Genomic DNA, 23,062 nt, shown 5'->3' on the forward strand with positions numbered 1-23,062 from the left:
ATCAAAACCGTTCGTCCGGAAGATATGGAGGATGGCAGAATCTATCGGTCTGCGGGCGAGCACTTCATCAAGGAGCATGTCAGCCCGGATGCACTCGATGTGGATATCGAGACGAGACGCTACCATTATCAACGCGTTCCTTTCCTGCGGAATTATTTGCGCAAAGCGAGAGCGTGGACCAATCGAGTATTTAACGGGATCGGACCGAAATATTTACAGCATTACCTAGATGAATTCTGTTTTCGTCTGAATTTACAATTGCAGAACGTCCCAATTTTTGATCATCTCGCCCGTGCTTGTTTAAGGACATCGATGGAAAGGCCATAAACATCGAAAAGAGAGTATCCTATCCCCCATGACTCGGTTTGATCATAGGGGTGGGATTGGTTTATGTGCATTCAGAGCTTTTATGTGTAGTCAGGGTTTGATGTGCATTCAGAGCTTTTATGTGTGGTCAGGGGGATATAGTTAGTTTTCATAAGTATGTAAATTTATTCTTTTATTAATGTTGCACATTTGATCTTGGGATATTTCTGACGAAATGCCAAAGTTGCAATGGTTGGGTTAGTTTGGTTAGTTGGGGTCGTTGATGGTTACTATCTAACAGAACGTCGCGCCGTTTATTTTCTGAGCGAAGGGGATAACAGTCAGAAGCTTGCGAGAAGGGATATATGTAATATTTCTGGGCAAAGAATTCAACAAAAGGTATGGTTAAAGAGAATGAGTTGCACTTTGAAAAGGAACAAGCGCGGTGCATGGAGATACCGATCTTACCCAGTTTCGCGAAACCAGACAATGGTTGACAGACTAGTATGCAAACGTATCACATATTAGTTCGCAAATGAGTAACGATATATTCTGCATCACTCCCAACCCCGGTTAACAAGGCGGAGGCGCGATTATATTGCCAAGGTAATCCTACATAATATAGATTTGGAACCGTTGTACTAACCCCCCGGCTATGGACCGGACGACCATTCTCGTCTAATACCCCGGGTATCTCCAGCCATGAATAATCCGGACGGAAGCCGGTTGCCCAAATGACGTTATCCGGGCTCAACTTCGTACCATCTTCAAACTCAATTTTTCCAGAACTAATCCTTACTGCCCTTGGTTTCATGCGGACTTGTCCGGTTCGGATCAACTGGGGGATGGGGCTTCCGAATACCGGGTCTTCCATCCGCCGAAGCTTTCGTCCCCAGAATAAATTTCCATCCGCTCTCAATAGGCCCAGCTTATCCAGCCACCAAAAGACGCTTTTTCCCAACCACTGAAGCGGAAGGAATTTCATTCGATGACCCACCGATAAATAAACTTCTCTCTCCCCTGCTAATTCTGCAGCGATTTGTGCCCCCGAGTTTCCTCCGCCGACAACAAGGACGGTGCCTTCCTGCAATTGGGTTGAATTACGGTAAGAGGCGGAATGCAACTGCCTAACGGACATCGGAACTTCCTGAGAAAAGTCGGGAACATAAGGGCGTTGAAAAGGGCCTGTGGCGACTATGATCCTTCTTGCCTGAATGACTCCGGAAGCAGTCCAACAACGGAACCCGGAACCGTCCTGCTGTAAACGAATAAGTTCCGTATTTAGCTGTATATTGAGAGAAAACCTGTTGGCATAAGTTTGTAAATATCGAGCCTCCTCATCTTTGCTTGGGTAACCATTCCCCTCTTCTGTCATTGCTAACCCGGGCAAGGAGCTGTAGTGTCTCGGAGTAAATAAAACCAGAGAATCGTATCTTGATTTCCAAACTGCCCCTATTTCCTCGTTTTTGTCTATGATTAAATAGGAGATGCCGGTTTGTTGTAAAAAATATCCCGCAGCAAGTCCAGCTTGTCCCGCTCCAATAACAAGAACATCCACATCTCTTTTCAACATTTTCATGACCCTCTTTCAAAGAGTATATTTAAATATGAACATATGATCATATACAATTATATATTTTATATAGTTTTTGTCAATGGACTGAAGTATGTATGGATTACCGGCAAAAATAAATCCTGCGGCTCTTGCTCGCAGGATTGTATGTTTGTTAACTCCATAGCCGGATGAGGAAAAGCATGGCGAATATGAACAGGCCGCAAGCGATGAAAGTCCAATCCTTCGCCTCTATTTTCAGCATAACACCGGAAGTGCGCTTCATCCCGGTTCCGGTGTATCCTCTAATCTCCATCGCCGATGAAAATTGATCAGCCAAATGAAGCAAAGAGGCAAGCAAGGGGATAAGAACTGCGGGTAGTTCACGCAAGGCTATTCGTCCGGGCTTGCTCCCGGATTTCGCTCTTGCTCTTGCAATTCTGGAGAAGCGTTCCCATTCCGAGAAAATTAGAGGAATAAATCGAAAGACCAGAGCAACGGACAGAGCCAAGGCTTCCACCGGAAGCCGGATACGTTTCAAGAAGGACAAACCTTGCTCCAATCCCTGCTTCATTCTCATGGAGCCGACAGCCAAGGGGAGCAGGGCTCCGATCAGCAGCAGGCACCAGATTCGGGAAAGCTGCAGCATTGTTTGCTGAGCAGCCTGCATGGAAAAGCCGATGGACAGATGAAATCCATCAGTTCCATGCACGGATAGCCGTAACCCGGCCACAACGGAAGAGAGGACCATAAACAGTAAAAAGCCTGAAGCCAGTCGGCGGACAGGCCTCCACCCGGCTTTTGCCCCAGCCAGCGCGGCAGCCGTAATGATTAACCCGGCGGCAACCCCCGCCCAAGAGCGCTGCAGCAAGATCCCTACGGATATTAACATATATACGACCCATATGGAACGGGGATCGCAGCTTTGCAGCCAGCTCTTGACCGGGGCCCCGGCGGCCGGCTTCGTCACGCTTGCCGTTTCCCGGGAAGCTTCCGTTGCAGCCGGAAAAGGCTTGGCGACACGCGGGTCATTGCCGACTCCCGGCATGGGCTTTTTGCCTCGCCCGGTAGTGCCGACTACAGATGCATTATTGGTGCCTTGTACGGTAGTGCCGACTACAGATGCATTACTTTTGCCTTGTGCGATGGTGCTATCTCCTTGCGCAAGGCCGTTTTGCGCGGTAGGACCCACTATCAGTGCCGGGTCATACTCTTGCTCAGTGGCACCGGCTATCGGCGACGGGCCGTTTTCCTGCGCGGCGGCGTCGCTTCCTGCCCGCGCATGAAGAGCAAGCGCGATTGCGGCGGCCAGTTGCTCCGGCGCAAGCCAGCCTGACGGCAGCTTAAGCCCCTGCCGCTTCAGCAGCTCGGCCGCCCGCAGCCCGTCCGGCGGCAGCAAGCCAGCCTCCAGCAGCAGCTCCGGGCGGCGCAGCAATTCCTCGCCGGGTACTGTCGCGGATACCGTTCCGTCATTGATAATCCATACAAAATCCGCCATAGGGAGGAAAGTATCCAGATCATGCGTAGCCAGTACTATTCCGGCACCGGTTTCTCTCTTCCACGTTTCAATGTAACGGGCAAACGATCCCAGCCCTTCCCCATCCAGGCCTGCGGTCGGTTCATCCAGCAGGAGCCACTCCGGGCGGCAGGCAAAGGCTGTAGCCAGAGCAACTCTTCGCTTCTGCCCCCCGCTAAGCGTTAACGGATTTTCTCCCAGAAGCTCTTCGGAAAGGCCAACTATCGAAAGCGCCTGGGCTATCCTTCGCTTTTCTTCCTCCGGTGACAGGCGGAGCGGTTTCAACGAATATTTGAACTCCTGCAGAACGGTCCTGGCGAATAGCTGCTGCTCGGGGCTTTGAAATACCAGGGCGCTTCTGCGGAGAATGTCCCGGCTTATCCGGCCCCTATTCCAGAAAGGCTCTCCCCCTAACGCTATCGTCCCTTCCGATGGCTCCGTCAATCCGGCCACAATATCCAGCAGCGTTGATTTTCCGGCGCCTGTACGTCCTACCAGCAAAGTTAGAGATCCGCTGTGCAAGGTTGACGTAACTTCCCTGAGCAGCCATGTCTCCTTATGCTTCGGCGAAGTAACGCCGATGCCTTCAAGCCGTAGATCCATAATTGTCCACCGCCTCGCCAAGTTGTTCCACAGTTACAGGCCACGAAGGAAGGCGAATGTTCCGCTTCCGCAAGGACCGGGCCACTTGTACGGCATACGGCTGCTCATACCCTAGTCGCTGACAGGGGGTAACGTCATCCGCATGCGAATGATTTTCCCGGCTTCTGTCTCTGTCTTGCGCTGTCACATCTTCTCCGTAGAAAAAGGAGGGGACTGTCCCATCGAACACAAGCTTCCCGCGGTCCAGCGCTACTACCCGATCCGCCCAGGCCAGCTCCTCCATCCATTGGGTAATCCAGATGATGGTCGTCCCCGCTCGCTTAAGCTCTTGCGCAATATGAAGCACATTAAGCCGGGAAGCCGGATCGAGCATGGCTGTCGCTTCGTCAAAGACAAGCACAGCCGTATCCGTAACCAACCAGCCGGCTACAGCCAGCAGCTGCTTCTGCCCTCCGGATAGCTCTCCAACCGGATGGTCGAGAGGCAAATTCAAACCAACACGGCTGAGCGCCTGCTCTGCTTTGTCCGGCATTTTTGCAGGCTCTACGGCCTCATTTTCCATAAGAAAACAAACATCCTCGTATAGAGTTTCGCCGACGATTTGCGCATCCGGCTGCTGCCCGATCATTCCTATCCGCCTTCCGTTGACCCATCCCTGCTTTATCGTACCCGCCGAAAGAGGACAGCTACCGGATAGAACTTTAGCCAGAGTGCTCTTTCCGCTGCCATTGCGCCCAACAATCCCGATCCATTCTCCTTTAGAGATGGAGATATGAATGTTGGAGAGCACTTCATGACTTCCGCTCCCTTTTCGAAAATATACCGATGCTCCTTCTAGCAAAAACTTCTCGTCCACCGATTCCACGATTTTCCCGGAACCTCTTTTCCATATGTAGTCTTTGTGATAAAATGCGAATTGTTAACCATTAAATACATAAACAAGGTTAACAAATGAAAGGAGAATATGCAATGAAAACTTCGGCCGTTACGGTTCGCGGGTTGACCTTCAGCGCAATGTTCGCTGCTTTATTGGTCGTCCTCAGTTTTGTAACAATTTACACCGGTTTTTCCCCTGTACCCATTACTCTGCAAAATTTCGCCGTAATGCTGGCAGGTGCCATCCTCGGCGCCCGCTATGGATTGATAAGTATCGGGACGGTAGTTGTGTTAACCACCCTCGGTTTTCCACTGCTGCACGGAGCGGGAGGTCCGGGACTGATCTTTGGGCCCACCGGCGGTTTTATATGGGCATATCCGATATCCGCTTTGCTTATAGGTTTCTTTGTCAACCGAATTCAGGGAAGAGGTGTGGCCGCATTCATCCTGATCTTCGTAGTTATGTTCGCATTCGGTTCGCTTTTGCTGTACGTTACGGGTATCCCTTGGCTTGCTTATTCAAGTAAAATATCTTTCGGCAAAGCGCTCGCGATCGGCTGCTACCCTTACCTGCCAGGTGATGCTATCAAAGCATTCGCAGCTGCTCTTATTGTACTGCCGGTGCGAAAAATATTCCCCGCCTCCAGGCTCACAGAAGGCAACAGCCACATCATTCGTCGGGAGCCCTGATCTGCTTCCCGTTCAGCGCTTTCCACCAGTGTCAATAAACGGTTGGAATGCAGCTTGGAGGTGGCCGGCTGAGGGCCGAAAGGGTTTTGTAGCATGGACAGACATGAACTTTCTGGTTTATGCATATTTTTATGAGAAAAGCATCTGCAGCCAATTCCTATGGCGAGTTCTTCCGCTATGTTCGAAGAAATGGGAGAGACCGATCGCCGAATGGAAGAAGCTTGAAATGTTACATCGATCAAAGTACGAGACAGAAACTGAATCCACAAAAAAAACCGCCCGGGCTTTAACACCCTGGGCGGAACCATGATCGTCCGTAAGCCGACCTTTCTCGCTGAACGGCGGGCAGGCACCTAAAGTGGAACCAGCCTTGATATTCTTGTTGCTGCTGCACTCTTTGGAGTGTAAAAATGATCATCGGCGAGTTCATGCTTTATTTTTTCAATTGCTCGAATAAGCTCTGCAATGCTCTGGCCCGATGGCTGATCCGGTTTTTCTCATCGAGGGACAATTCCGCCATGGAGCAATGATATTCCGGCAAGTAGAACAAGGGATCGTAACCGAATCCCCCATCCCCTCTGGCTTGCTTCAGAATATAACCCGGCACGCGTCCTTCCGCCTGATGCTTCGTGTCTGTGGCGGGATCGTAAAGCACAAGCGCACAGACGAAGCTGGCTTCACTGAGGCATTCGGGATGCCCGTCTCCCGGGGATGCTTCGGCTGCAAGCTTATTCAGCTCGGACAACAGCTTGGCGTTATTGGCGCTATCCGATGCATTCTCTCCGGAATAACGCGCCGAATATACACCGGGGGCACCGTCTAAAGCATCGACGCATAGGCCCGAATCGTCCGCCAAGACAGGAATCCGGAGAACGTCCGCTATGGTGCTTGCCTTAATCCAGGCGTTATCGGCAAACGTTTCACCATCTTCAACAATGTCGGGCAGCCGGTCGTAATCGGCCAGGCTCCGCACCGTCCATCCCAGCGGTTGAAACCAGTTGGCAAACTCCCTAACCTTGCCGGGATTGCCGGTGGCGATGACCAAGGTCTTTTCTTTAACTGGTTGCATGATTTCCCACCCCGATGCGGGAGGCGATATCGCCCAGCACCTTCTTCTGTTCTTCGATCAGCTGCCGGATTCCGGCTTCGGACACTGCAAGCAGCCCATCCAATTCGGTTCTGGAGAATGGGGCCTCTTCCCCGGTCCCTTGAATTTCTACGAATTTGCCGGAGCCCGTCATCACCACATTCATATCTACCTTGGCCGAGGAATCCTCAGCATAGTTTAAATCCAGGCAAACCTGCTGGTTGACGATCCCCACACTGACCGAAGCCAGAAAATCAGTTATCGGGTAAGCGGATAATGCTTGGTTCTTGAACAATTTATCAACCGCTATGGCCATAGCGACAAAAGCTCCGGTAATTGAGGTCGTCCTGGTGCCCCCATCCGCTTGGATGACGTCGCAGTCCAGCGTAATGGTTCGCTCACCCAAACGCTCCAAATCAACGACCGAGCGCAGAGCACGCCCGATCAGCCTCTGGATTTCCATCGTCCGGCCGCCCAGCTTGCCCTTCACCGATTCCCGCTGGTTACGGACCTGGGTTGCTCTCGGGAGCATCGAATACTCGGCATTTATCCAGCCCTTGCCCTGCCCTTTCATAAACGGAGGAACCCTGTCCTCTACGGTAGCGTTGCAGAGCACTTTCGTCTCTCCGACACTTATGAGCACAGATCCTTCCGCATATTTAACATAATGGGGAGTCAGAGACAGGGGTCTAAGTTGGTCGTACTGTCTTCCGTCAATTCTCATTCATGAAGTCCTCCTAAGCTTGCTAGATAGCACAATTACACAATTAGAGTATACCTCATTTTACCAAAGCCTATGAGGAAAATCATCCGAAGGCGAAAAAGGAAGCCCGAACTCCCCTTTTCGCCGCATCATTACATCTTCAGATCATTGACGTGGGCAGGACGACTGACCGGCTTTGCATAGTTTTGATCGTCGGTTGCACTGACCTTGGCTTCGCCATCGACCAGAATCTGAACCTGGCTGGCTCCCGTATTTTCAGTGACCGACAGAACGATCGAATTGACCGCTTCGGGAGTCGTCTTGTCGTTTTCATTCAACAAACTGGCATCAAAATTAATCGTTACGAGCTCGTTATCCTCCGAGTTCTCCACTTCCAACACCTTGGCTGAGGCGGACAGCACCGGCAGCATTCCTTTATTGGCACCCGGGCCTTTAATCAACTCCTCCACGGCGGCCTGAACGATGTTGTCTGTCCGGTCTACCATACGTGTCACAGGGACGAAGTAGGTGAAATCGTCGGATGCTTTTTTCAGGAAATAGAGAGTGACCGGAGTCGAGCGGCCAAGATTGACCCCGCTTGCGACCTCCATATTGATGCCCAGATCCCGGCTCAGAGCCCCATTGATCGGAGTGTGATCGACCGGCATTTCCGTTAGCGGGTTGCCGTTGATGCTCAATTCCACCTGCTCAACCGTCGGGAATCCGGTCAGCGTCCAAGTAATGGCCTCCAGCAGCTTGCGCTCATCCTCTTTCTTATAATTTTGGAACGATTTATTGAAATCTACTGAAGCCGTCTTGGTTTCCTGATCGATATTTACCGTCATTTGCGTTCCTGCCGGAAGCAGAGCGGAGAAGCCTTCGGGAAGAAGCGCCTCTCCTGGTCCGCCTTCCACCATGTACTCAAGCGATTTTCTTGCAATCCCTTCCTCCCAGGGAAGATTCAAGCTGATCGGCGCGACAAACCCTTTGTCATCCTTGAAATATAAAGTTGCCCTGAACGTATTACCGGCCTGTTCCTGAGCTGCCGTTTCGTTAACCGTCCGGTTCATCATCTCTTCGGCGCTAACCGGCGGCGGATCTATAAATTGGCTCTCTTCCGACTTGTTAGCGGAACAACCCGTGACCAGCAAGATGATGGCTCCAGTAATGGCAGCCCTGCGCACCCCTTTCGTTACGGCCATTGTTTTTACCTCCTCCAGTGTGGTTAATGTAGTAATATGTATACGAGCTGTCCCGCATTTTATAACTACTTTTTGTCCACAATAGTAAAACGTGTTTCCGGAAGAAGGCGGCCCTGGCAGCCTTAATGGACTATAGTGCCGAAATCGATAGAAAAGGAACTAGAGGAAGGGGGATCCGGTTATGAAAAAATACAGTCTGGACAGCCGGAAAGTAGAGCAAGCCATGAATGACTGGCTTCATAAACGGGGCGTGCAAAGGACGGACATCGCGGAACTGGTTATGTATCTTCAGCAAGGATATTATAGCGATTTGACTTTGGAGGAATGCTTGGCAAGTGTGGAGAAAGTGCTGGCCAAGCGGGAAGTTCAGAATGCCGTGCTGACTGGAATCCAGCTGGATTTATTAGCGGATCAGGGCAAGCTGTTCTCCCCTCTGCAGGATATGATTGAGAATGATGAAGGCTTGTATGGCTGCGATGAAGTGCTGGCTTTATCCATTGTCAACGTATACGGAAGTATCGGCTTTACCAATTTCGGATATTTGGATAAAGTGAAGCCGGGAATCATCGGCAAACTGAACAAAAAGGGCGGCCCGATGGTCCATACGTTCCTCGATGATATCGTCGGAGCGATCGCAGCGTCCGCTGCAAGCAGCATCGCCCATAATAAACAGAAGATTGCGGAGGAGAAGAACGCCCAACAGGCGGAGCCTTCGGACGGATCGGAAATATAGCAAAAAATAAGTCTGGGGACACGCCTTCCCAGACTTATTTTTTGCTGCTTGTATATAGATGGATGCCGTCTTGCGTCTGCTCGGCTACACGCTCGGCCCTGTGCAAATATATAACATGAGCCAGCGTTTCAGCCATGGCGAAGCGAAGCTGGTGCATCGTCAGCCGCTCTCCGAAGACCTCGCGGCACAGCTGATAGACCGTTAACGTACTCCGCAAGCGCTCCTCCATCTCCGCAAGACGTTCTTCATGATGCTTGATCAAGGTCACTGCCCTTTCAGCGAACGAATCGAAAGGATCCCGATGACCGGGGTAAGCCCATCTCACTTCGTACCTGTTCATTTCAGACAAGCTGTTCAGGTAAGAGTGCAGAGGATTATCCTCCGTGTCGGGAATGAAGCTGACATTGGGAGAGATTCTCGGCAGAACATGATCACCGCAGAACATTTCTTGCCGCTCCCGGTCATAAAAGCAGACATGGCCGTAAGCATGGCCGGGGGTATGAATCATTTCACAACTCCGTGTCCCTATAAGGAACGGTTGCTCAAGGTTATAAAAGCTTACTTGAGCCGGCATGGGATGGACGAGCGGAAGGAAGCTTTCGAAATGCCCGTGAAGCTTGGCCGCTGTGTCCTCATCCATTCCATGATGAATAAACAAATCATAAATTTGTCCGTTCATCGGGAAGCTACCGGACCACATCCGTTCCGCCTGCCGTTGACCTTCCTCCGAAATCCATACGGGAGCCCCGCTCTGCTCCTGAAACCATCCGGCCAACCCGTAATGGTCGGGGTGATGATGGGTCAGAACGATCCGCTCAATATCGCCGTAGCCTATTCCGTACTTCCTTAATGCTTCCTCCCACACCTGCTCCGCTTCGGGGGTATGTAAACCGGGATCAATCAAAGTATAGCCGTCACGTCCCCGAACCAGATAGCTGTTAACCCATCTAAGGGGGAAGGGAAGAGGTACTTTCACCCGAATCGGCATTCCAGGCTCGGGCGGGTCCATCGCTAAGAGATCATCTATACGGCTCATCGGCCACTTCCTGCTTTCCGCCCGATCATGATCAGCCGAGGAGAGGTTTTCTCATCATAGTCCGCCCCTTGGTAGTCCCCGTAGACTTGTTGGATCATCAGTCCGGCTTCCTTACACATGAGGTCAAAATCCTCGAGCCGGTAAAGCTTGACCTGTTCCATATAACTCCGGTCCCTGCGCCCGGATTCGGAGATGGTGATTTGTTTGCGCACATATCCATCCTCGATCGTTCTTCTCTCATCGATGATTAATCCCGCTTCTTCCCGCACGGAATGCGGAACCAGATTAAGGGCGACATGCTCCGCGTTCAAATAATCGATCAGAAATCGCCCGCCCGACACCAGCAAACGGCTAATCTCGCCAAGCACCTTGGTATTCTCCCGGTCATCATTAAAATAGCCGAAGGAGGTAAACCAGTTGACAACAGCATCGTAGCCCCCGTCTGCCGGCACCTCTCTCATATCTCCCTGCAGCCAGTCAATGCGGCCTTCCGTGTCCCGGCGTTTCGCCTCACGGAGCAGTGCCTCGGACAAATCCATACCGGTCACGCGGAATCCCAGATCGGCCAGAGCCAAGGAGTGACGCCCCATTCCGCAGCACAGATCAAATACGGAAGCCCCCGGCTCCAGGTCCAGCCAGCCGATCATTCGTCCGACCTCCTCCCGGGCCTCCTGCATGTCTCTGTGCTTGTAAACCATTAAATAATCTTCCCCGAAGCTTTTTTCATACCATTCTGTCATGTTACATTCTCCTGTACTTTCCAGTAGGTTTTACCTTTTATTGTACCGTTAATCTTCAGCCCCGGCAACGAGATTTGCCTCTCTCCCAAAAGCCTGCACTGATCGCCCTACTCTTCGTTCACGAATTTCGTCCTTCCTTTTCCAAACCACCCTTTGGCTGTTATCCCATTTGCTCAGAAACGCTCATGTTGAATCGTCTCATTCTCGGGTCTTTTGACGGTTATCCGGAATTACTCAGTTTCTCAGTCCCTCGTTCTTTGTCCTTTCGGTCGCTATCCCCGTTCACTCAGTAGCTCTTGTACTTAGACCTGTACCTCCTTCATCGCCCCTTTGACTGTTATCCCATTTGCTCAGTAACGCTCATGTTGAATCGTCTCATTCTCGGGTCTTTTGACGGTTATCCCATTCGTTCAGAATGTTCTGGGGAGAATATTGGTTGTGGCTACCTGTGGGGAGCAGACTATTTCGGGTTATCTGTATTAATTATGAACGCTGTTTGGAGCCCGGCCGATAGAATCCGAAGTGCCCATCCTGTCCTGAGACAAAGGGATAATGTCCAAAGGACTCGGGGAAACCATTTCGAATCGATGGAATCCGAAGTACTCATCCTGTTCTGAGGCAAGGGGATAATTGTCCAAAGGTCGACTCGGGGAAACCATTCGGAATCGATGGAATCCGGAACGTTCATCCTTTTCTGAGGCAAGGGGATAATGTCCAAAGGCATCGGGAAAACCAATCGGGATCCTGGAATCCGGAATGTTCAACCTGTTCTGAGGCAGGGGGATAATAGTCCGAAGGCATCGGGGGAACCAATCGGAATCGCGATGGAGAGGTAATCGGAAAAGGTAAAATGGAATGACATCGGAGCACATTTCTTTTTCCCTTAGGGTCATACTCGTTTTGGATAAAGTTCTGCTGTTAGCTTATGCTCGAGGGGGGGTTTAGGAGTTGAAGTCGCGCCAAACGAAAAGAGGAGGTCAGGCTGCTATACTCTCGAAAATCGGACAAATTAAAGCCTTCCCCTTGCTCTCCCCCCCGGAACGGGAGAACAGAAGGAAAGGCTTCTGGCCGAAACCGCCTTGCATGGCTTGCCCTTAAATTTTTATTTCCCCTAGCTTAATGAGCTCAACTACCGCTTGTGAACGACCTTTAACATTTAATTTTTGCATGACATTCGATATATGATTTCGCACAGTTTTCTCGCTGATAAACAGCTGCTGCGCGATATCCTTGGTCGTTTTATCCTGGACCAGCAGTTCAAAGACTTCTCGTTCACGGTGAGTTAACAAAAACTTGCTCTTATGATCGCTGCCCTTCATAGATGTGTCACCCCTCCTTGCTCGGGATTTATATAAGTTACAAGGTAAAGGGATACAGTCAAATTTATACTATGAAAGGCTAGCAATGTTGGTGCTTTGTTCCCTAAAAATAGGCGACCGTTAAGGCGTCACAGCCGGTTGATCGGTAGTCACTCTCGTTGGAAAAATACGCTCGACCATCGTGCTGAATTCTTTCACGAAACCGCTCAAGGGACGGCCTTCCTGAAAATCCTTCGCGTATACATTCATCCGCTCGACAAAATCCGGATTGGCCGAAACATAAACGTCCTTAACATTGGCGTTCACCGACTTAACTTTATCGGCTATTTTTTGCTTCACTTCCGGAGTGACGTCTCCAATGATGGACGGGTTGGCCTGATCGGTGTTCGCTACTGAGGAGCCCGTATGCAGGTTTACGGCTACATAGGCATTGTTATCGGTAATGAGCACATTGGCGGTCTCCACCTCATCCAAGGAAGCGACGGCATCGGCGACTTGTTGGCTCATCTCCATCGTGGAATTGGCATTGATCCGGCTTCTTTCCATCACCCGGTCGTTAGTATTGTACGGAGTCGTCGTCGCATTGGGGATCGTTCCGTCCCCCACCCGATTCTCTCCATACGGATTAGCTTGATCCAGTCCCCTTTGGTTAATCGGAGTCGCTCCTTGTCTGGTCTCTGCTCCGCAGCCGGTTAAGCTTAACACAGCCGCAGCCGAAACCAGAACGAGGGTCAGCGCCACTTTTTTAACAGGATATAGATTCACTTTATCAGCCCCTTCATATGGTGTTTAGACTTAATAGTCGTTCGTAGTTTGTGCATTCAGCGGAAAAATATGCTTAATTATGTCTGGCGAGTGGAAGGTAAACCGGGGACGCTTTAAAAAGAAATTGACGATGGTGTGATTTTTTTGTAACCTAATATTAGTACCTAGTGATAATAGTTGGTCCCAATAAAGGTTGGAATTTCAAATTAATGTAGAGAAAAAGGAGCGATGATCATGTCCCATCATGCTGCCGTTACGGCCATCGGAAGCAGCGTCCCGGAACGAATTCTTGATAATAAGGCGTTGGAACAAATGATCGACACAAGCGATGAATGGATTGTGCAGAGAACGGGAATCAAGGAACGCAGGATAGCTTCCGAGGATCAGTTTACGAGCCACCTGTGTGCTAATGCAGTGGCACATATGATGAAGCAGTATAATAAGGAAGTCCGGGATTGCGATTTCATTATCGCCTGCACCCATACACCCGATCTGCCTTTCCCTATGGTATCCTCCATGCTGCAGAGCCGTTTCGGCATTGAACAGGCTGGAGCCATGGACTTGAATGCCACCTGCGCCGGATTTGTCTATGGGCTGCACCTGGCGGATACAATGATCCGCTCCGGAATGCATCGCAAAATTTTGGTCGTCGCTGGAGACACCATGTCTAAAATTACCGATTATACTGACCGGACCACATGTATCCTGTTTGGAGACGGAGCAGGCGCAGCGCTTGTTGAGAGACAGCCGGAATCCGGCTTTCTCGGTTATCATTTTGATACGGACGGAAATGGAGGCTCTCTTGTTTACCGAACGGGCCTGGCGAAGAACCTTAACGGTAATCCGCTCAAGGATTCCGGATTGTTCGTCCAGAACGGACGCGAAGTGTACAAATGGGCGGTTACCACTGTTCCTGCCGGGATGCGGAAAGTAGCAGAGAACAGCGGACTTGAGCTTGAGGATGTGGATTGGTTCATTCCGCACAGCGCCAACCTGCGAATGATTGAATCCATCTGCGAGAAGAGCGGATTCCCGATGGACAGAACTTTGTACAGCCTTGTCCATTACGGCAACACCTCCGCGGCCACCATCCCTCTTGCTTGGGACCAAGCGGTAAGGGACGGCAAAATAAAGCCCGGTGACCGCGTAATGCTGTACGGCTTTGGCGGCGGGCTTGTCCAAGCAGGCCTGTTGATCCGATGGGGAGGACTTCCTGTTAAGTTTGCGAAATAAGGAAGGAAGGGTAGAATAGTTGAAAGATAATGATTAGGCTTCAATAAGCTTAAACAGGAGGAAAGCAATGAAAGCTGTATGGTTGGATCCCGAAACTCGTCTCTTGAAAATCCGGGAATGGGAGGATCCTGTTCTTGAAGCAGACGGTCTGATCGTCCAGGTGAAAGCAACGGCGTTAAACCGCGCGGATCTGATGCAAAAGAGGGGCTTATACCCTCCGCCTAAGGGAGCCTCCCCTATCCTGGGGCTGGAGATGGCCGGAGAAGTGGTGCAAGTAGGCGGCAGCGTCAAGGATTGGAAGCCGGGTGACCGGGTATTCGCCCTGCTGCCGGGGGGCGGGTACGCGGAGAAGGTCAGCATTCCTGCAGGAATGGCCATGCCGATTCCCGACGGGTGGAGCTATGAACAAGCGGCGGCCGTACCCGAGGTCTTCCTGACAGCCTACTTGAACCTGTTTATGCTGGGAGGCTTAAGGGAAGGCAGCACCGTACTGATTCATGCGGGAGCTAGCGGTGTCGGCAGCGCAGCCATTCAGCTTGTCCGGGAGGCGGGCGCCGTGTCGATCGTCACGGCGGGGAGCCCTGAGAAATTAGAGGCTTGTCTTCGGCTTGGAGCCCACAAAGCGATCAACTATAAGGAGGGACCCTTCGCTCCCCAAGTTAAGGAGGCTACCGGGGGACTAGGCGTCGACCTGATTCTGGATTTGATTGGAGCCTCCTACTTCGAGCAGAATCTCGATTGCCTTGCCGTCAATGGCCGCCTTGTTCTAATCGGCCTCATGGGCGGAAGCCATATTCAAAATCTCGATTTAAACCGGCTGTTGATGCGCAGAATTCAGCTGATCGGCTCGACTCTTCGCTCCCGTCCGGTAACGGAAAAAATCGAGCTCACCCGGCAATTTAACGAATTCGCCTCCCGCCGCTTCGCGGAAGGACGAATGCAGCCTGTCATCGATTCCGTCTGGGAGCTGGAGCAGGTTAACGAGGCCCATGAGCGAATGGAGCGCAACGAAAATATCGGTAAAATCGTGCTGCGCACCCCGTGGTAGCCTTCACGAATCTCTGCGGCACATACATTCCGAGGCAAGCCAGGGGGATGCCGGCTTGCCTCTATACACCTCGCGGACTTTCAGAGTAAGCAGCCTTTCCGCGAGCACTCGCTGGTAGCCGGCAATTTCCTTCAAATATTTCTCCGCCAGTTCGGTATCCCCGCCCGTCCAACGGGCCGTTTCGGCCAAGCCTTCCAGCATGGCTGCTACCGCCCCCTGGCTGCGGACCAGCGATTCCAGAATATTCAGCTTAAGCTCGTTTTTCTTTTCCAGAAAAGTCATTGTCCGTTACCGCCCATGTCAAAAAATCCTCCCCCGAATGCGGGCTGCTCATTCCCTTCATGGCCCAGTATAATGCGCAAATTTCGGGCCAGCCCCATTTCAAGCTTGGTCATTCCACTCAGCAAATCAACCACCTGTTCATGAAATTCAAGAGAAAGCTTCACTTGGGATTCATGATCCTCTTCGAAATACGAAGGATGAATATGCTGATTAATCCACTTTCTGGACTTTTCCGCTTCAACGGCCTTCGCTTCCAGCATTACCGAGATGTTATGCTGCATCTTGGCCGTAGAATCCAGCATATACAAGTAAGAGTCCGACCTCTCCAATACGCTCCCCTCCTTGGACCTTATTCCTCGCCCGCCGGTTCTATTTCTTTCATCACAACGGTTAAATTATCCGCGATAGCCTCCTGTAGATCAGCTAATATGTTAAGATAGGAGGTCAAATTTTTGGTTACTCCAAGAGAATGCTGGGTTACGGCCTCCACTCCCTGAAAATTCATCTGAACATCGGGAATGGCCTCAATCACCTGAGCCATGTTGACCGTAATATAACGGGCAGATTCGATAATATCCGCCAGTTCTCCGTGTGATTTGGCCATATGCTCGATTATGGCGGTCACTCGAGATTGCATACCGATCCCCCCTTATTCTCACACCATTATCTTATGATAGTACTTCTGTAAAGGTTAAACGACTTTTACGTAACAACAGCCCTATTCCGACGAATCCCCAAGCCCGATTCCTTCATACTGAAAGCCCATCTCCCTTAATTGACCGGCATCCCATACATTCCGGGTATCCAGCAGATAGCTTCCCCTCATCCGGGAACGAATCTGCTCCCAATCCGGTTCGATGTACTCTTGCCAATGGGTTAGAAGGACGAGTGCATCCGAACGGTCCGCCGTTTCCTCTAACGATGTGCAGTACCGGACAGGCAAATCGGGGTTCACTCTCCGGAACATGGGAATGCCTTGGGGATCATGGGCTTTAATATCCGCCCCAAGCTCCGCCAGCTGCCGGATAATAGAAGCCGCCTGGGTTATCCGCGCGTCATCGGTATCCGGCTTGAAGGTCAAACCCAGGATCCCTACCGTCTTGCCGTACAAACTTCTCAGCCGGCGGCGGATCTTGGCGACCACGTAACGATGCATCGCCTGATTGGCTTCTACGGCCGCTCGCACTACCGTCAGCTCGCAGCCATATTTGGCGCTCGTAGCCAGCAGCTCGGACGTATCCTTCGGGAAGCAGCTTCCACTCCACCCGCTGGATGCCTGCAGAAACCGGCTGCCGATCCGCGAATCCAACCCCATTCCCCGCGCTACTTCCCTGACATTGGCTCCAAGCGCTTCGCAAACCTGGGCAATTTCGTTAATGTAGCTTATTTTCACCGCCAGGAAAGCGTTGGAGGCATATTTGATCAGCTCGGCGCTCCGCGGATCGGTCTCCATATATGCGCTCCGCGTCTTGTTCCGGGGATAATGATCCTTGAGGAAGGCCTGCAGGGCTTCGGGATAGCGTCGCTCTATGAATGGGAGATACAAGTCTCGCATTATTTCGCCCGACCGCCTGTCGCTCACCCCGACGACGATTCTTTCCGGATGGAAAACATCCTCAACGGCCAAGCCTTCGCGCAGAAATTCAGGATTGCTGACGACGGATACTTGCCTGCCTGCCTCCCATCCTTCGTCTTCCAGCAAGGAAACCGCAAGCCCTGCCGTACCTACGGGCACAGTCGATTTGTTCACAATCACCGTCAGCCTAGCGGGATCCAGATGCCGTGCAATGGAGGATACCGCTTGACGGTAATAAGTCAAATCGGCCGAGCCCCCGGGAGCCGCGGGAGTTCCGACGCAGATAAACACAGCATCGGCCTCCCGGACGGCTTCATAGGACATCGAGGAGAACAATGTCCTCCCTGCTGTCATCTTTATCAATTCCCCCAGCCCCGGCTCATAGATCGGGCTGTTTCCCAAGGCTATCTGTTCGACCTTCATCCGGTCCATATCCACAACCGTTGTCTTGTAACCTAACGCCGCTAATGCAGCCGCAGTTACGCTGCCCACATAACCGGCTCCGATGCAGACTATCTTCATTCCGCTCCCTCCTTGGACAGGACAGAGCGATAAGCGGCGATCGTCCGTCTGAGGCCTTCTTCTAATGTGACGCTCGGCCTCCAGTTCAACAGCTTAATCGCCTTATCGATACGGGGATTTCGCTGCTTCGGATCGTCCTTCGGAAGCGGCCGGAAGATAATCGGACTATCCGATCCCGCCAGCTTCCGAATCAGCCGGGCCAAATCGAGAATGGAAATCTCCCCGGGATTTCCAAGATTTATGACCTCTCCATCGGCCGCAGCCTCCCTCATCATGGAACGAAGCCCGCGAATCGTATCATCTATATAACAGAAGGAGCGGGTCTGACTGCCATCCCCGTATACCGTCATCGGCTGTGAGGTCAGCGCCTGCGTAACCAGGTTGGAAATTACCCTTCCGTCATCGTTACGCAGAGCGGCCGAATAAGTATTGAATAGCCGGGCGATGGCAACCCGAACTCCCCATCTCGAATAATACTCATAACAGTACACTTCCCCCAGCCGCTTCGATTCGTCATAACAGGCTCTGGGACCCATGGTCGTCACATGCCCGCGGTATTCCTCGGATTGGGGATGAACCTCGGGATCCCCATAAACCTCGCTTGTACTCGTGTACAGCAGCTTGGCGTTCCAAGTTCGTGCGAAATCGAGCATCCGTTTCGTTCCCAGCGTATTTGCGGCAATTGTCTCCAACGGATAAGCTTGATAGAATCGGGGAGATGCAGGGGAGGCCAAATGATAAATCTCCTCTACCCCCTGCACGTTCTCAAGGTCGGCCATTTCCGGCGAAGACACATCCGCATTAATAAACTGGAAGGACGGATGCGCCTCCAGCTCCTGCAGACGTTCCCTTAGACCGGTGCTCAAATTATCGATGGCTATCACCTGATACCCTTCCCGGATCAATTGCCGGGTAAGCTCCGAGCCCAGGAAGCCTGCCGCTCCCGTTACGACTGCTTTCATCCGTTCTCCCCTCTTCCGTCGCCTTCTTCCTCCGTCTGCAGAACGAACCTGCGCAGAAAATGGCGGAATTCCGTTCCAAGCAGCTCCCTGCGGGCGGCAAACTCCACCGTTGCCTTCAGAAATCCAAGTTTATCCCCGACGTCAAACAATCTTCCTTCGTATTGATAAGCTAGTAACGTATGATGCTTCGCCAGCATCTGCAGCGCATCGGTTAACTGAATTTCTCCCCCTGCATCTCTCTGGGTTCGTTCCAGAATTGGAAAAATGTCCGGCTCCAAAATATATCTTCCCGAGATGGCCAAATTCGTCGGCGGATTCTCCATGGGCTTCTCCACCAAGCGATCTACCGAATAGAGGCGTTCCCCGCACTGTGTTCCGTCTATGATCCCGTACTTCTCCGTTTCCGATGGCAGGACCTGCTCCACTCCCAGACAGGAATGTCCGTGCTGCTCATACACATCGATCAACTGCTTCAGGCACGGAACCGGTGCATCTATGATCATATCTCCCAGCAGGACCGCGAACGGCTCATCCCCGATAAATTTCCGCGCACACCATATGGCATGCCCAAGACCAACTGCCTCCCTCTGCCTGACATAATGGAGGTCCGCTAATTGTGCTACTTCCCTTACTTTATGCAATAACGAATCCTTGCCGCGCTCCGCCAGCAGAAGCTCCAGCTCCAGATTACGGTCGAAATGATCCTCAATGGAACGCTTGCTCTTGCCCGTCACAACGATAATATCCTGGATGCCGGAGGCCGCCGCTTCCTCAATAATATATTGAATAGCCGGCTTATCGACGATCGGCAGCATCTCCTTGGGCATCGCTATCGTGGCCGGAAGAAAACGGGTCCCGAGACCCGCCGCCGGAATGACCGCTTTGCGGACCATGGCTCCCACAGCTTCATCCCTCCTCACAATCCGTAATCAATCAATTCCATACAGTCGACAACAATATGGCTCCGCGGGCATCCGTTTCATAGAACGGATTGAACACTTGACGGTATTGGGGAAAATTCGTCAGGATCATGCCAATCGGGTGGGCCAGATGGGGAAACTGCTTCACATCATCCATCGCAATATATGGAATTCCGAGCCGGACCGCATGGAATAGATCATTGTACGCCGTATCTTCATCATGGCCTCCATCAATCCAGGCGAAGCCGATTCCAGGCTGATGAAACGAAGGCAGGGTAACCCTGGTGTCTCCGAATGTAAAATGAACCCGCACATTGGATTGATGCTGGTTGATCAGATGAACGCAATCCTGGGATTGAGGATTCATATCAAAAGTAAAAATCTCGACCTGACTTACCAAATGCGATAGAACATAAGAAAAATACCCTTTGTTCGTTCCCGTTTCCAGCACTCTCCGAGGGTTTGCCTTCGCCAGAGCATACCGCAGAAATTGCACCTGGGACTCGGCTGTTGCGGGATCGTTATATTCAAGCAGATTTCCTTCCAGTATCGAAGCCTGATTGGCCAGCAAATGATATAGAGGCTGCGCCTTCATGTAATCGACTAAACCCAAAAGGACTCTCCCCTCTCTTATAAATAGAAGCGGTACATTCGGACTTCATTGTGCATAAAAGAGCCGGCTGGAGAAGGTCCTCTGTACAGACGGACACCCGACCTTCGGCCTGAATGGCATTCTCTGCCTGTCAGCCGGCCCTTCTCCTCCGGCTTCGCCGCATCCTCCTTCGCCCGGACATCGCGGCCGCTCCCGCCTTCCTCGTCGAGCGTACCGAACGGACTCTTCCCTTGCCGCTTCTCCGCGCCTGTCTCCGGGAAATGCCCGCCCGACGGATTCTTCGTCTTCGCCGACGCAGTTTTCTCTTGGCGAGCCGCGTAACCGGGCTTTCCAGAACGGGAGGAGCACCGGCATCGGCAGCAGGCCCGGAATCGGGCTCCGGAAGATAGAACTGCTGCTCCATGGTATACTGATCCGCCTGGGAGTCCGCCATAATAAACGGCGGATGAACGAGCGGAAAGCTCATCGGCACCAGCGGCAGATGCGCAAGCGCGCTATCCGCATCATGCGCATAAGTGGAACTTCGGCCGAACCCGATGTTGGTTACCAGGTTCGCATTGGGCATCACACTCAGCCCGTTTTGCAGCCAACAGGACAAATTCCACTTGTAATCCCACGACAATACATGCTTGCCGTCCAGGTGGTCCTGATACATCTTATGGAAGAAACGGATGGCATTCGGATCGCTCGTCACACTTTGCAGCCAGCCGTTACGGCTGATCTCCGGCCACAGGCGGAGGGAGTCATCGTAGTGGTTCCAGGCCCTGCGCCAGGTCGCCCAGCCCCAGATATGAAACAAGCGGGAAAAATAATAACTGGCTTCAAGCCGGCCGCGGCCCTTCTGAAAATTGTTGCCGGAGATCATCATAATCCGCTCATCATTCCTGTACCGGTTCAGCAATTCCTGACAGAACGGAAAAAAAGTCGGATGCGGAAGACAGTCATCCTCCAGAATGATCGCTTCTTCCACCTGACTGAACACCCAGTTTAAGCCAGATGTTATCCGCTGATTCAACCCCAAATTAACCGGGGAAAACAAGGTCGATACTTCACATGGCCAATCCACCCTACTGACAACAGCGCGAGTTGCGGAGCATAACTCCGCTTCGCCCGGCTGGTCAGGACGGGGACCGTCGGCGATCAGAAACAGCTTCGTCGGTCTGGCTGACCGTATGGCGTTGAAAACCTGTTCAGTAACATCCGGTCTTTTAAAAATAAACAGGACTACGGGAACGGTAAGTCGGGACATGTTCATTTCATCGCCTCCCCATGGTTGAAAGTGAAGGCATCCTGCTGATGCCGTTTGGAAGATCCTTCAGCATCGGGAAATCAGGTGGAGATTCTCGCTCCACCTGACGCTTAGCTCCTGAGCTGCGGAGCTTCCCTGGTGAGGCGGCAGGACAAGATTCCAAAAGACAAGGTCTCTTTCTGCTTGCCGCCGGAAGCATTTTTCGAAGGGGATTCAAAGAACATGGAGCTGCTGTAATCTTTGCCTGATTCTCTGGCCAACAGCAGCCGGAGAATATTGGCTGTAGATCGTATGGGCTCCCTGAACGGATATCATTTGATAGTAAGGGTGATCGTCTACCAGCCGGCGCATATAATGCGCTGCCTGTTCGATATCCGGATCGGCCCACACCTGATAAGCCTTGTACGGGCCGTAATCTTGCCCGACCGGGATCAGCCGGTATTGGACGGGGCAAGAATTGTCATGGTTCATAAAATCGACATTGCCCGAATAATAGGTTCCGATAACGGGCTTGCCGAGGAACATCGCTTCAGCCAGCGGCAGGCCGAACCCTTCGGAACGGTGGAGGGAAACGTAACTGTGCGTCAAACTGAACAAGGCATTGATCTCTCTCCGGTCCAGCACCCGCTCCATCAGATGAATGTTCGGCCATCCTTCCGCCGCCCCTCTGAGCTTCGCCAATTCGATCCCCGCGCTGGAAATGATATCGGCATGCGGATTGTTGACCTTGATGACCAGCCCCACCCGCGGATCATTCCGATCGAACGCCCGCTTGAACGCCTCTATCGCTGCAAGAGGATTTTTCCTCTCGGCGAAGCTGAACGTATCGTACATAGACAGGAACAGGAAGCGATCATGCGGCAGTCCGAAATGGGCGCGTGTCAGTTCATTCGGAACCCTCACCTCGATCGAATGGGGAATGTGGACGACCGATACGGGTGATTTCTGGGCAATGGACTGCAGTACGAACTGGGACGGTGCCCATACTTCATGAACAAGCCGGAAGCTGTCGCACCATTCGTTGGGGAAGTCGGACAGCTCCCAGTGCCAAACCCCGATGTTCAAATGGTTATGAAAGACTTGCCCGTTATGCATCTGGTACGGCTTGAGAAAATCCGCGTTCATATGGAGCACGTTGACTCTAAAGACAGGCTCGCTCATTTCCTTATGCATCCACGATAAATCCGACGTCCGCGAAGGAGATCCCGGAATCTCGATGATGCCGAAAGGAACCTCTGCGGCCGTCAACGCCCGGGCGGCCGCTCGCAGGCTCTCTCCGATTCCGCTCTCCGCCCTTCCCGTGCCGATCAGATTGACGCCGGCAGGCAGTATAGGCAGCCGATGGCGGCGAACACGGATCCTCCTGCGATGCCCGGACGCCAAGCCTCTGCGCCTTCTGCCGATCAGAAGGCGCCTTCCTTTGCCGGATCCGGCAATGGATCGGCGAATGATATTCCTTCTGCGCCGCTTCCGCTTAAGGCGAGTACGGCGTCCTGCCGACCATTTTCTTGGCTTCAGGATAGCCATTC

General features: G+C 52.1%; 23 protein-coding genes and 1 pseudogene. 5 read left to right on the forward strand and 19 right to left on the reverse strand.

Translation table 11 applies throughout. The features are described from left to right. A pseudogene (locus FS806_RS26840) lies at positions 1-327 on the forward strand (hypothetical protein); the annotation flags it as partial. A gap of 496 nt (positions 328-823) precedes the next feature. On the opposite strand, the gene FS806_RS19265 reads toward FS806_RS26840, so the two are convergent. The 3 genes from FS806_RS19265 to FS806_RS19275 all read right to left on the reverse strand — a co-directional run bounded on the left by FS806_RS19265 (position 824) and on the right by FS806_RS19275 (position 4,842). Continuing rightward, complete coding sequence (locus FS806_RS19265; protein ID WP_144939943.1) at positions 824-1,876, reverse strand: flavin-containing monooxygenase; 1,053 nt, start codon at positions 1,874-1,876, stop codon at positions 824-826. A 157-nt stretch (positions 1,877-2,033) separates the two neighbouring features. Then, on the reverse strand, positions 2,034-3,977 hold the full coding sequence (locus FS806_RS19270) for an ATP-binding cassette domain-containing protein (protein ID WP_144939885.1): 1,944 nt from the start codon (positions 3,975-3,977) through the stop codon (positions 2,034-2,036). Continuing rightward, positions 3,961-4,842, reverse strand: a complete 882-nt coding sequence (locus FS806_RS19275) for an energy-coupling factor ABC transporter ATP-binding protein (RefSeq protein WP_186328439.1) — start codon at positions 4,840-4,842, stop codon at positions 3,961-3,963. Before FS806_RS19275 ends, FS806_RS19270 begins: the two co-directional genes overlap by 17 nt. A gap of 104 nt (positions 4,843-4,946) precedes the next feature. Here FS806_RS19275 and FS806_RS19280 point away from each other — a divergent pair, with 104 nt between their 5' ends. Then, positions 4,947-5,543 (forward strand): biotin transporter BioY, encoded by a 597-nt coding sequence (locus FS806_RS19280; protein WP_144939889.1) that lies wholly within the window; start codon positions 4,947-4,949, stop codon positions 5,541-5,543. 433 nt (positions 5,544-5,976) lie between these two features. Here FS806_RS19280 and FS806_RS19285 read toward each other — a convergent pair whose 3' ends face one another. The 3 genes from FS806_RS19285 to FS806_RS19295 form a co-directional block, all read right to left on the reverse strand. Further along, positions 5,977-6,612 (reverse strand): XTP/dITP diphosphatase, encoded by a 636-nt coding sequence (locus FS806_RS19285; RefSeq protein ID WP_144939891.1) that lies wholly within the window; start codon positions 6,610-6,612, stop codon positions 5,977-5,979. Next, on the reverse strand, positions 6,599-7,354 hold the full coding sequence (gene rph, locus FS806_RS19290) for a ribonuclease PH (RefSeq protein ID WP_144939893.1): 756 nt from the start codon (positions 7,352-7,354) through the stop codon (positions 6,599-6,601). Before rph ends, FS806_RS19285 begins: the two co-directional genes overlap by 14 nt. 131 nt (positions 7,355-7,485) lie before the next feature. Next, positions 7,486-8,535, reverse strand: a complete 1,050-nt coding sequence (locus FS806_RS19295) for a GerMN domain-containing protein (RefSeq protein WP_144939895.1) — start codon at positions 8,533-8,535, stop codon at positions 7,486-7,488. Between the two features lie 181 nt (positions 8,536-8,716). Between FS806_RS19295 and FS806_RS19300 the strand changes: the two genes are divergently transcribed. Next, the gene (locus FS806_RS19300; RefSeq protein ID WP_144939897.1) at positions 8,717-9,268 is read left to right on the forward strand and encodes a phosphatidylglycerophosphatase A family protein; all 552 of its coding nucleotides are present in this window, start codon (positions 8,717-8,719) and stop codon (positions 9,266-9,268) included. Between the two features lie 34 nt (positions 9,269-9,302). Here FS806_RS19300 and FS806_RS19305 read toward each other — a convergent pair whose 3' ends face one another. The 4 genes from FS806_RS19305 to FS806_RS19320 form a co-directional block, all read right to left on the reverse strand. Further along, entirely contained in the window at positions 9,303-10,304 is a 1,002-nt protein-coding gene (locus FS806_RS19305; RefSeq protein ID WP_144939899.1) for an MBL fold metallo-hydrolase, read from the reverse strand. After that, entirely contained in the window at positions 10,301-11,044 is a 744-nt protein-coding gene (locus tag FS806_RS19310; protein WP_144939901.1) for a class I SAM-dependent methyltransferase, read from the reverse strand. Before FS806_RS19310 ends, FS806_RS19305 begins: the two co-directional genes overlap by 4 nt. Before the next feature lie 1,094 nt (positions 11,045-12,138). Continuing rightward, positions 12,139-12,363 carry a helix-turn-helix domain-containing protein gene (locus tag FS806_RS19315; RefSeq protein ID WP_144939903.1) on the reverse strand — a complete coding sequence of 75 codons (225 nt, stop codon included), beginning with the start codon at positions 12,361-12,363 and terminating at the stop codon, positions 12,139-12,141. 120 nt (positions 12,364-12,483) lie between these two features. Next, a complete protein-coding gene (locus FS806_RS19320; RefSeq protein WP_144939905.1) occupies positions 12,484-13,128 on the reverse strand; it encodes a YhcN/YlaJ family sporulation lipoprotein in 645 nt (214 codons plus the stop codon). Positions 13,129-13,356: 228 nt separating this feature from the next. On the opposite strand from FS806_RS19320, the gene FS806_RS19325 reads away from it, so the two are divergent. Together FS806_RS19325 and FS806_RS19330 are read left to right on the forward strand one after the other, a co-directional pair. After that, on the forward strand, positions 13,357-14,361 hold the full coding sequence (locus FS806_RS19325; RefSeq protein ID WP_144939907.1) for a ketoacyl-ACP synthase III: 1,005 nt from the start codon (positions 13,357-13,359) through the stop codon (positions 14,359-14,361). Positions 14,362-14,428: 67 nt separating this feature from the next. Next, positions 14,429-15,409 carry an NAD(P)H-quinone oxidoreductase gene (locus FS806_RS19330; protein WP_144939909.1) on the forward strand — a complete coding sequence of 327 codons (981 nt, stop codon included), beginning with the start codon at positions 14,429-14,431 and terminating at the stop codon, positions 15,407-15,409. 3 nt (positions 15,410-15,412) lie between these two features. Here FS806_RS19330 and FS806_RS19335 read toward each other — a convergent pair whose 3' ends face one another. From FS806_RS19335 to FS806_RS19375, 9 genes are all read right to left on the reverse strand, one after another. After that, positions 15,413-15,691 (reverse strand): hypothetical protein, encoded by a 279-nt coding sequence (locus tag FS806_RS19335; protein WP_144939911.1) that lies wholly within the window; start codon positions 15,689-15,691, stop codon positions 15,413-15,415. Further along, complete coding sequence (locus tag FS806_RS19340; RefSeq protein WP_144939913.1) at positions 15,688-16,020, reverse strand: alpha-helical endospore appendage domain-containing protein; 333 nt, start codon at positions 16,018-16,020, stop codon at positions 15,688-15,690. Before FS806_RS19340 ends, FS806_RS19335 begins: the two co-directional genes overlap by 4 nt. 20 nt (positions 16,021-16,040) lie before the next feature. Then, positions 16,041-16,328, reverse strand: a complete 288-nt coding sequence (locus FS806_RS19345; RefSeq protein WP_144939915.1) for a nucleoside-diphosphate sugar epimerase — start codon at positions 16,326-16,328, stop codon at positions 16,041-16,043. Between the two features lie 81 nt (positions 16,329-16,409). Then, on the reverse strand, positions 16,410-17,789 hold the full coding sequence (locus tag FS806_RS19350) for a UDP-glucose dehydrogenase family protein (protein ID WP_144939917.1): 1,380 nt from the start codon (positions 17,787-17,789) through the stop codon (positions 16,410-16,412). Then, positions 17,786-18,751 carry an SDR family NAD(P)-dependent oxidoreductase gene (locus FS806_RS19355; protein ID WP_144939919.1) on the reverse strand — a complete coding sequence of 322 codons (966 nt, stop codon included), beginning with the start codon at positions 18,749-18,751 and terminating at the stop codon, positions 17,786-17,788. Before FS806_RS19355 ends, FS806_RS19350 begins: the two co-directional genes overlap by 4 nt. After that, on the reverse strand, positions 18,748-19,644 hold the full coding sequence (gene galU, locus FS806_RS19360; protein ID WP_144939945.1) for a UTP--glucose-1-phosphate uridylyltransferase GalU: 897 nt from the start codon (positions 19,642-19,644) through the stop codon (positions 18,748-18,750). The genes FS806_RS19355 and galU overlap by 4 nt, the downstream gene beginning before the upstream one ends. 40 nt (positions 19,645-19,684) lie before the next feature. After that, positions 19,685-20,284, reverse strand: coding sequence for a class I SAM-dependent methyltransferase (locus tag FS806_RS19365; protein ID WP_144939921.1), 600 nt, complete (start codon positions 20,282-20,284; stop codon positions 19,685-19,687). Between the two features lie 130 nt (positions 20,285-20,414). After that, entirely contained in the window at positions 20,415-21,539 is a 1,125-nt protein-coding gene (locus FS806_RS19370; RefSeq protein ID WP_186328440.1) for a glycosyltransferase family 2 protein, read from the reverse strand. 207 nt (positions 21,540-21,746) lie between these two features. After that, the gene (locus FS806_RS19375) at positions 21,747-23,060 is read right to left on the reverse strand and encodes a glycosyltransferase family 4 protein (protein WP_144939923.1); all 1,314 of its coding nucleotides are present in this window, start codon (positions 23,058-23,060) and stop codon (positions 21,747-21,749) included. Positions 23,061-23,062 lie beyond the last annotated feature (2 nt).

Origin of the sequence: Paenibacillus sp. 32O-W, assembly GCF_007679495.1 — a bacterium.
Taxonomy (GTDB): Bacteria; Bacillota; Bacilli; order Paenibacillales; family NBRC-103111; genus Paenibacillus_L; species Paenibacillus_L residui.

What these genes read in the sequence shown, in the direction of transcription:
- FS806_RS19270 (WP_144939885.1), bottom strand. Translation starts at nt 3,977, where the DNA reads ATGGATCTACGGCTTGAAGGCATCGGCGTTACTTCGCCGAAGCATAAG.
- FS806_RS19280 (WP_144939889.1), top strand. Translation starts at nt 4,947, where the DNA reads ATGAAAACTTCGGCCGTTACGGTTCGCGGGTTGACCTTCAGCGCAATG.
- FS806_RS19285 (WP_144939891.1), bottom strand. Translation starts at nt 6,612, where the DNA reads ATGCAACCAGTTAAAGAAAAGACCTTGGTCATCGCCACCGGCAATCCC.
- rph (WP_144939893.1), bottom strand. Translation starts at nt 7,354, where the DNA reads ATGAGAATTGACGGAAGACAGTACGACCAACTTAGACCCCTGTCTCTG.
- FS806_RS19295 (WP_144939895.1), bottom strand. Translation starts at nt 8,535, where the DNA reads ATGGCCGTAACGAAAGGGGTGCGCAGGGCTGCCATTACTGGAGCCATC.
- FS806_RS19300 (WP_144939897.1), top strand. Translation starts at nt 8,717, where the DNA reads ATGAAAAAATACAGTCTGGACAGCCGGAAAGTAGAGCAAGCCATGAAT.
- FS806_RS19305 (WP_144939899.1), bottom strand. Translation starts at nt 10,304, where the DNA reads ATGAGCCGTATAGATGATCTCTTAGCGATGGACCCGCCCGAGCCTGGA.
- FS806_RS19310 (WP_144939901.1), bottom strand. Translation starts at nt 11,044, where the DNA reads ATGACAGAATGGTATGAAAAAAGCTTCGGGGAAGATTATTTAATGGTT.
- FS806_RS19315 (WP_144939903.1), bottom strand. Translation starts at nt 12,363, where the DNA reads ATGAAGGGCAGCGATCATAAGAGCAAGTTTTTGTTAACTCACCGTGAA.
- FS806_RS19325 (WP_144939907.1), top strand. Translation starts at nt 13,357, where the DNA reads ATGATCATGTCCCATCATGCTGCCGTTACGGCCATCGGAAGCAGCGTC.
- FS806_RS19330 (WP_144939909.1), top strand. Translation starts at nt 14,429, where the DNA reads ATGAAAGCTGTATGGTTGGATCCCGAAACTCGTCTCTTGAAAATCCGG.
- FS806_RS19335 (WP_144939911.1), bottom strand. Translation starts at nt 15,691, where the DNA reads ATGACTTTTCTGGAAAAGAAAAACGAGCTTAAGCTGAATATTCTGGAA.
- FS806_RS19345 (WP_144939915.1), bottom strand. Translation starts at nt 16,328, where the DNA reads ATGCAATCTCGAGTGACCGCCATAATCGAGCATATGGCCAAATCACAC.
- FS806_RS19350 (WP_144939917.1), bottom strand. Translation starts at nt 17,789, where the DNA reads ATGAAGATAGTCTGCATCGGAGCCGGTTATGTGGGCAGCGTAACTGCG.
- FS806_RS19355 (WP_144939919.1), bottom strand. Translation starts at nt 18,751, where the DNA reads ATGAAAGCAGTCGTAACGGGAGCGGCAGGCTTCCTGGGCTCGGAGCTT.
- galU (WP_144939945.1), bottom strand. Translation starts at nt 19,644, where the DNA reads ATGGTCCGCAAAGCGGTCATTCCGGCGGCGGGTCTCGGGACCCGTTTT.
- FS806_RS19370 (WP_186328440.1), bottom strand. Translation starts at nt 21,539, where the DNA reads ATGAACATGTCCCGACTTACCGTTCCCGTAGTCCTGTTTATTTTTAAA.
- FS806_RS19375 (WP_144939923.1), bottom strand. Translation starts at nt 23,060, where the DNA reads ATGGCTATCCTGAAGCCAAGAAAATGGTCGGCAGGACGCCGTACTCGC.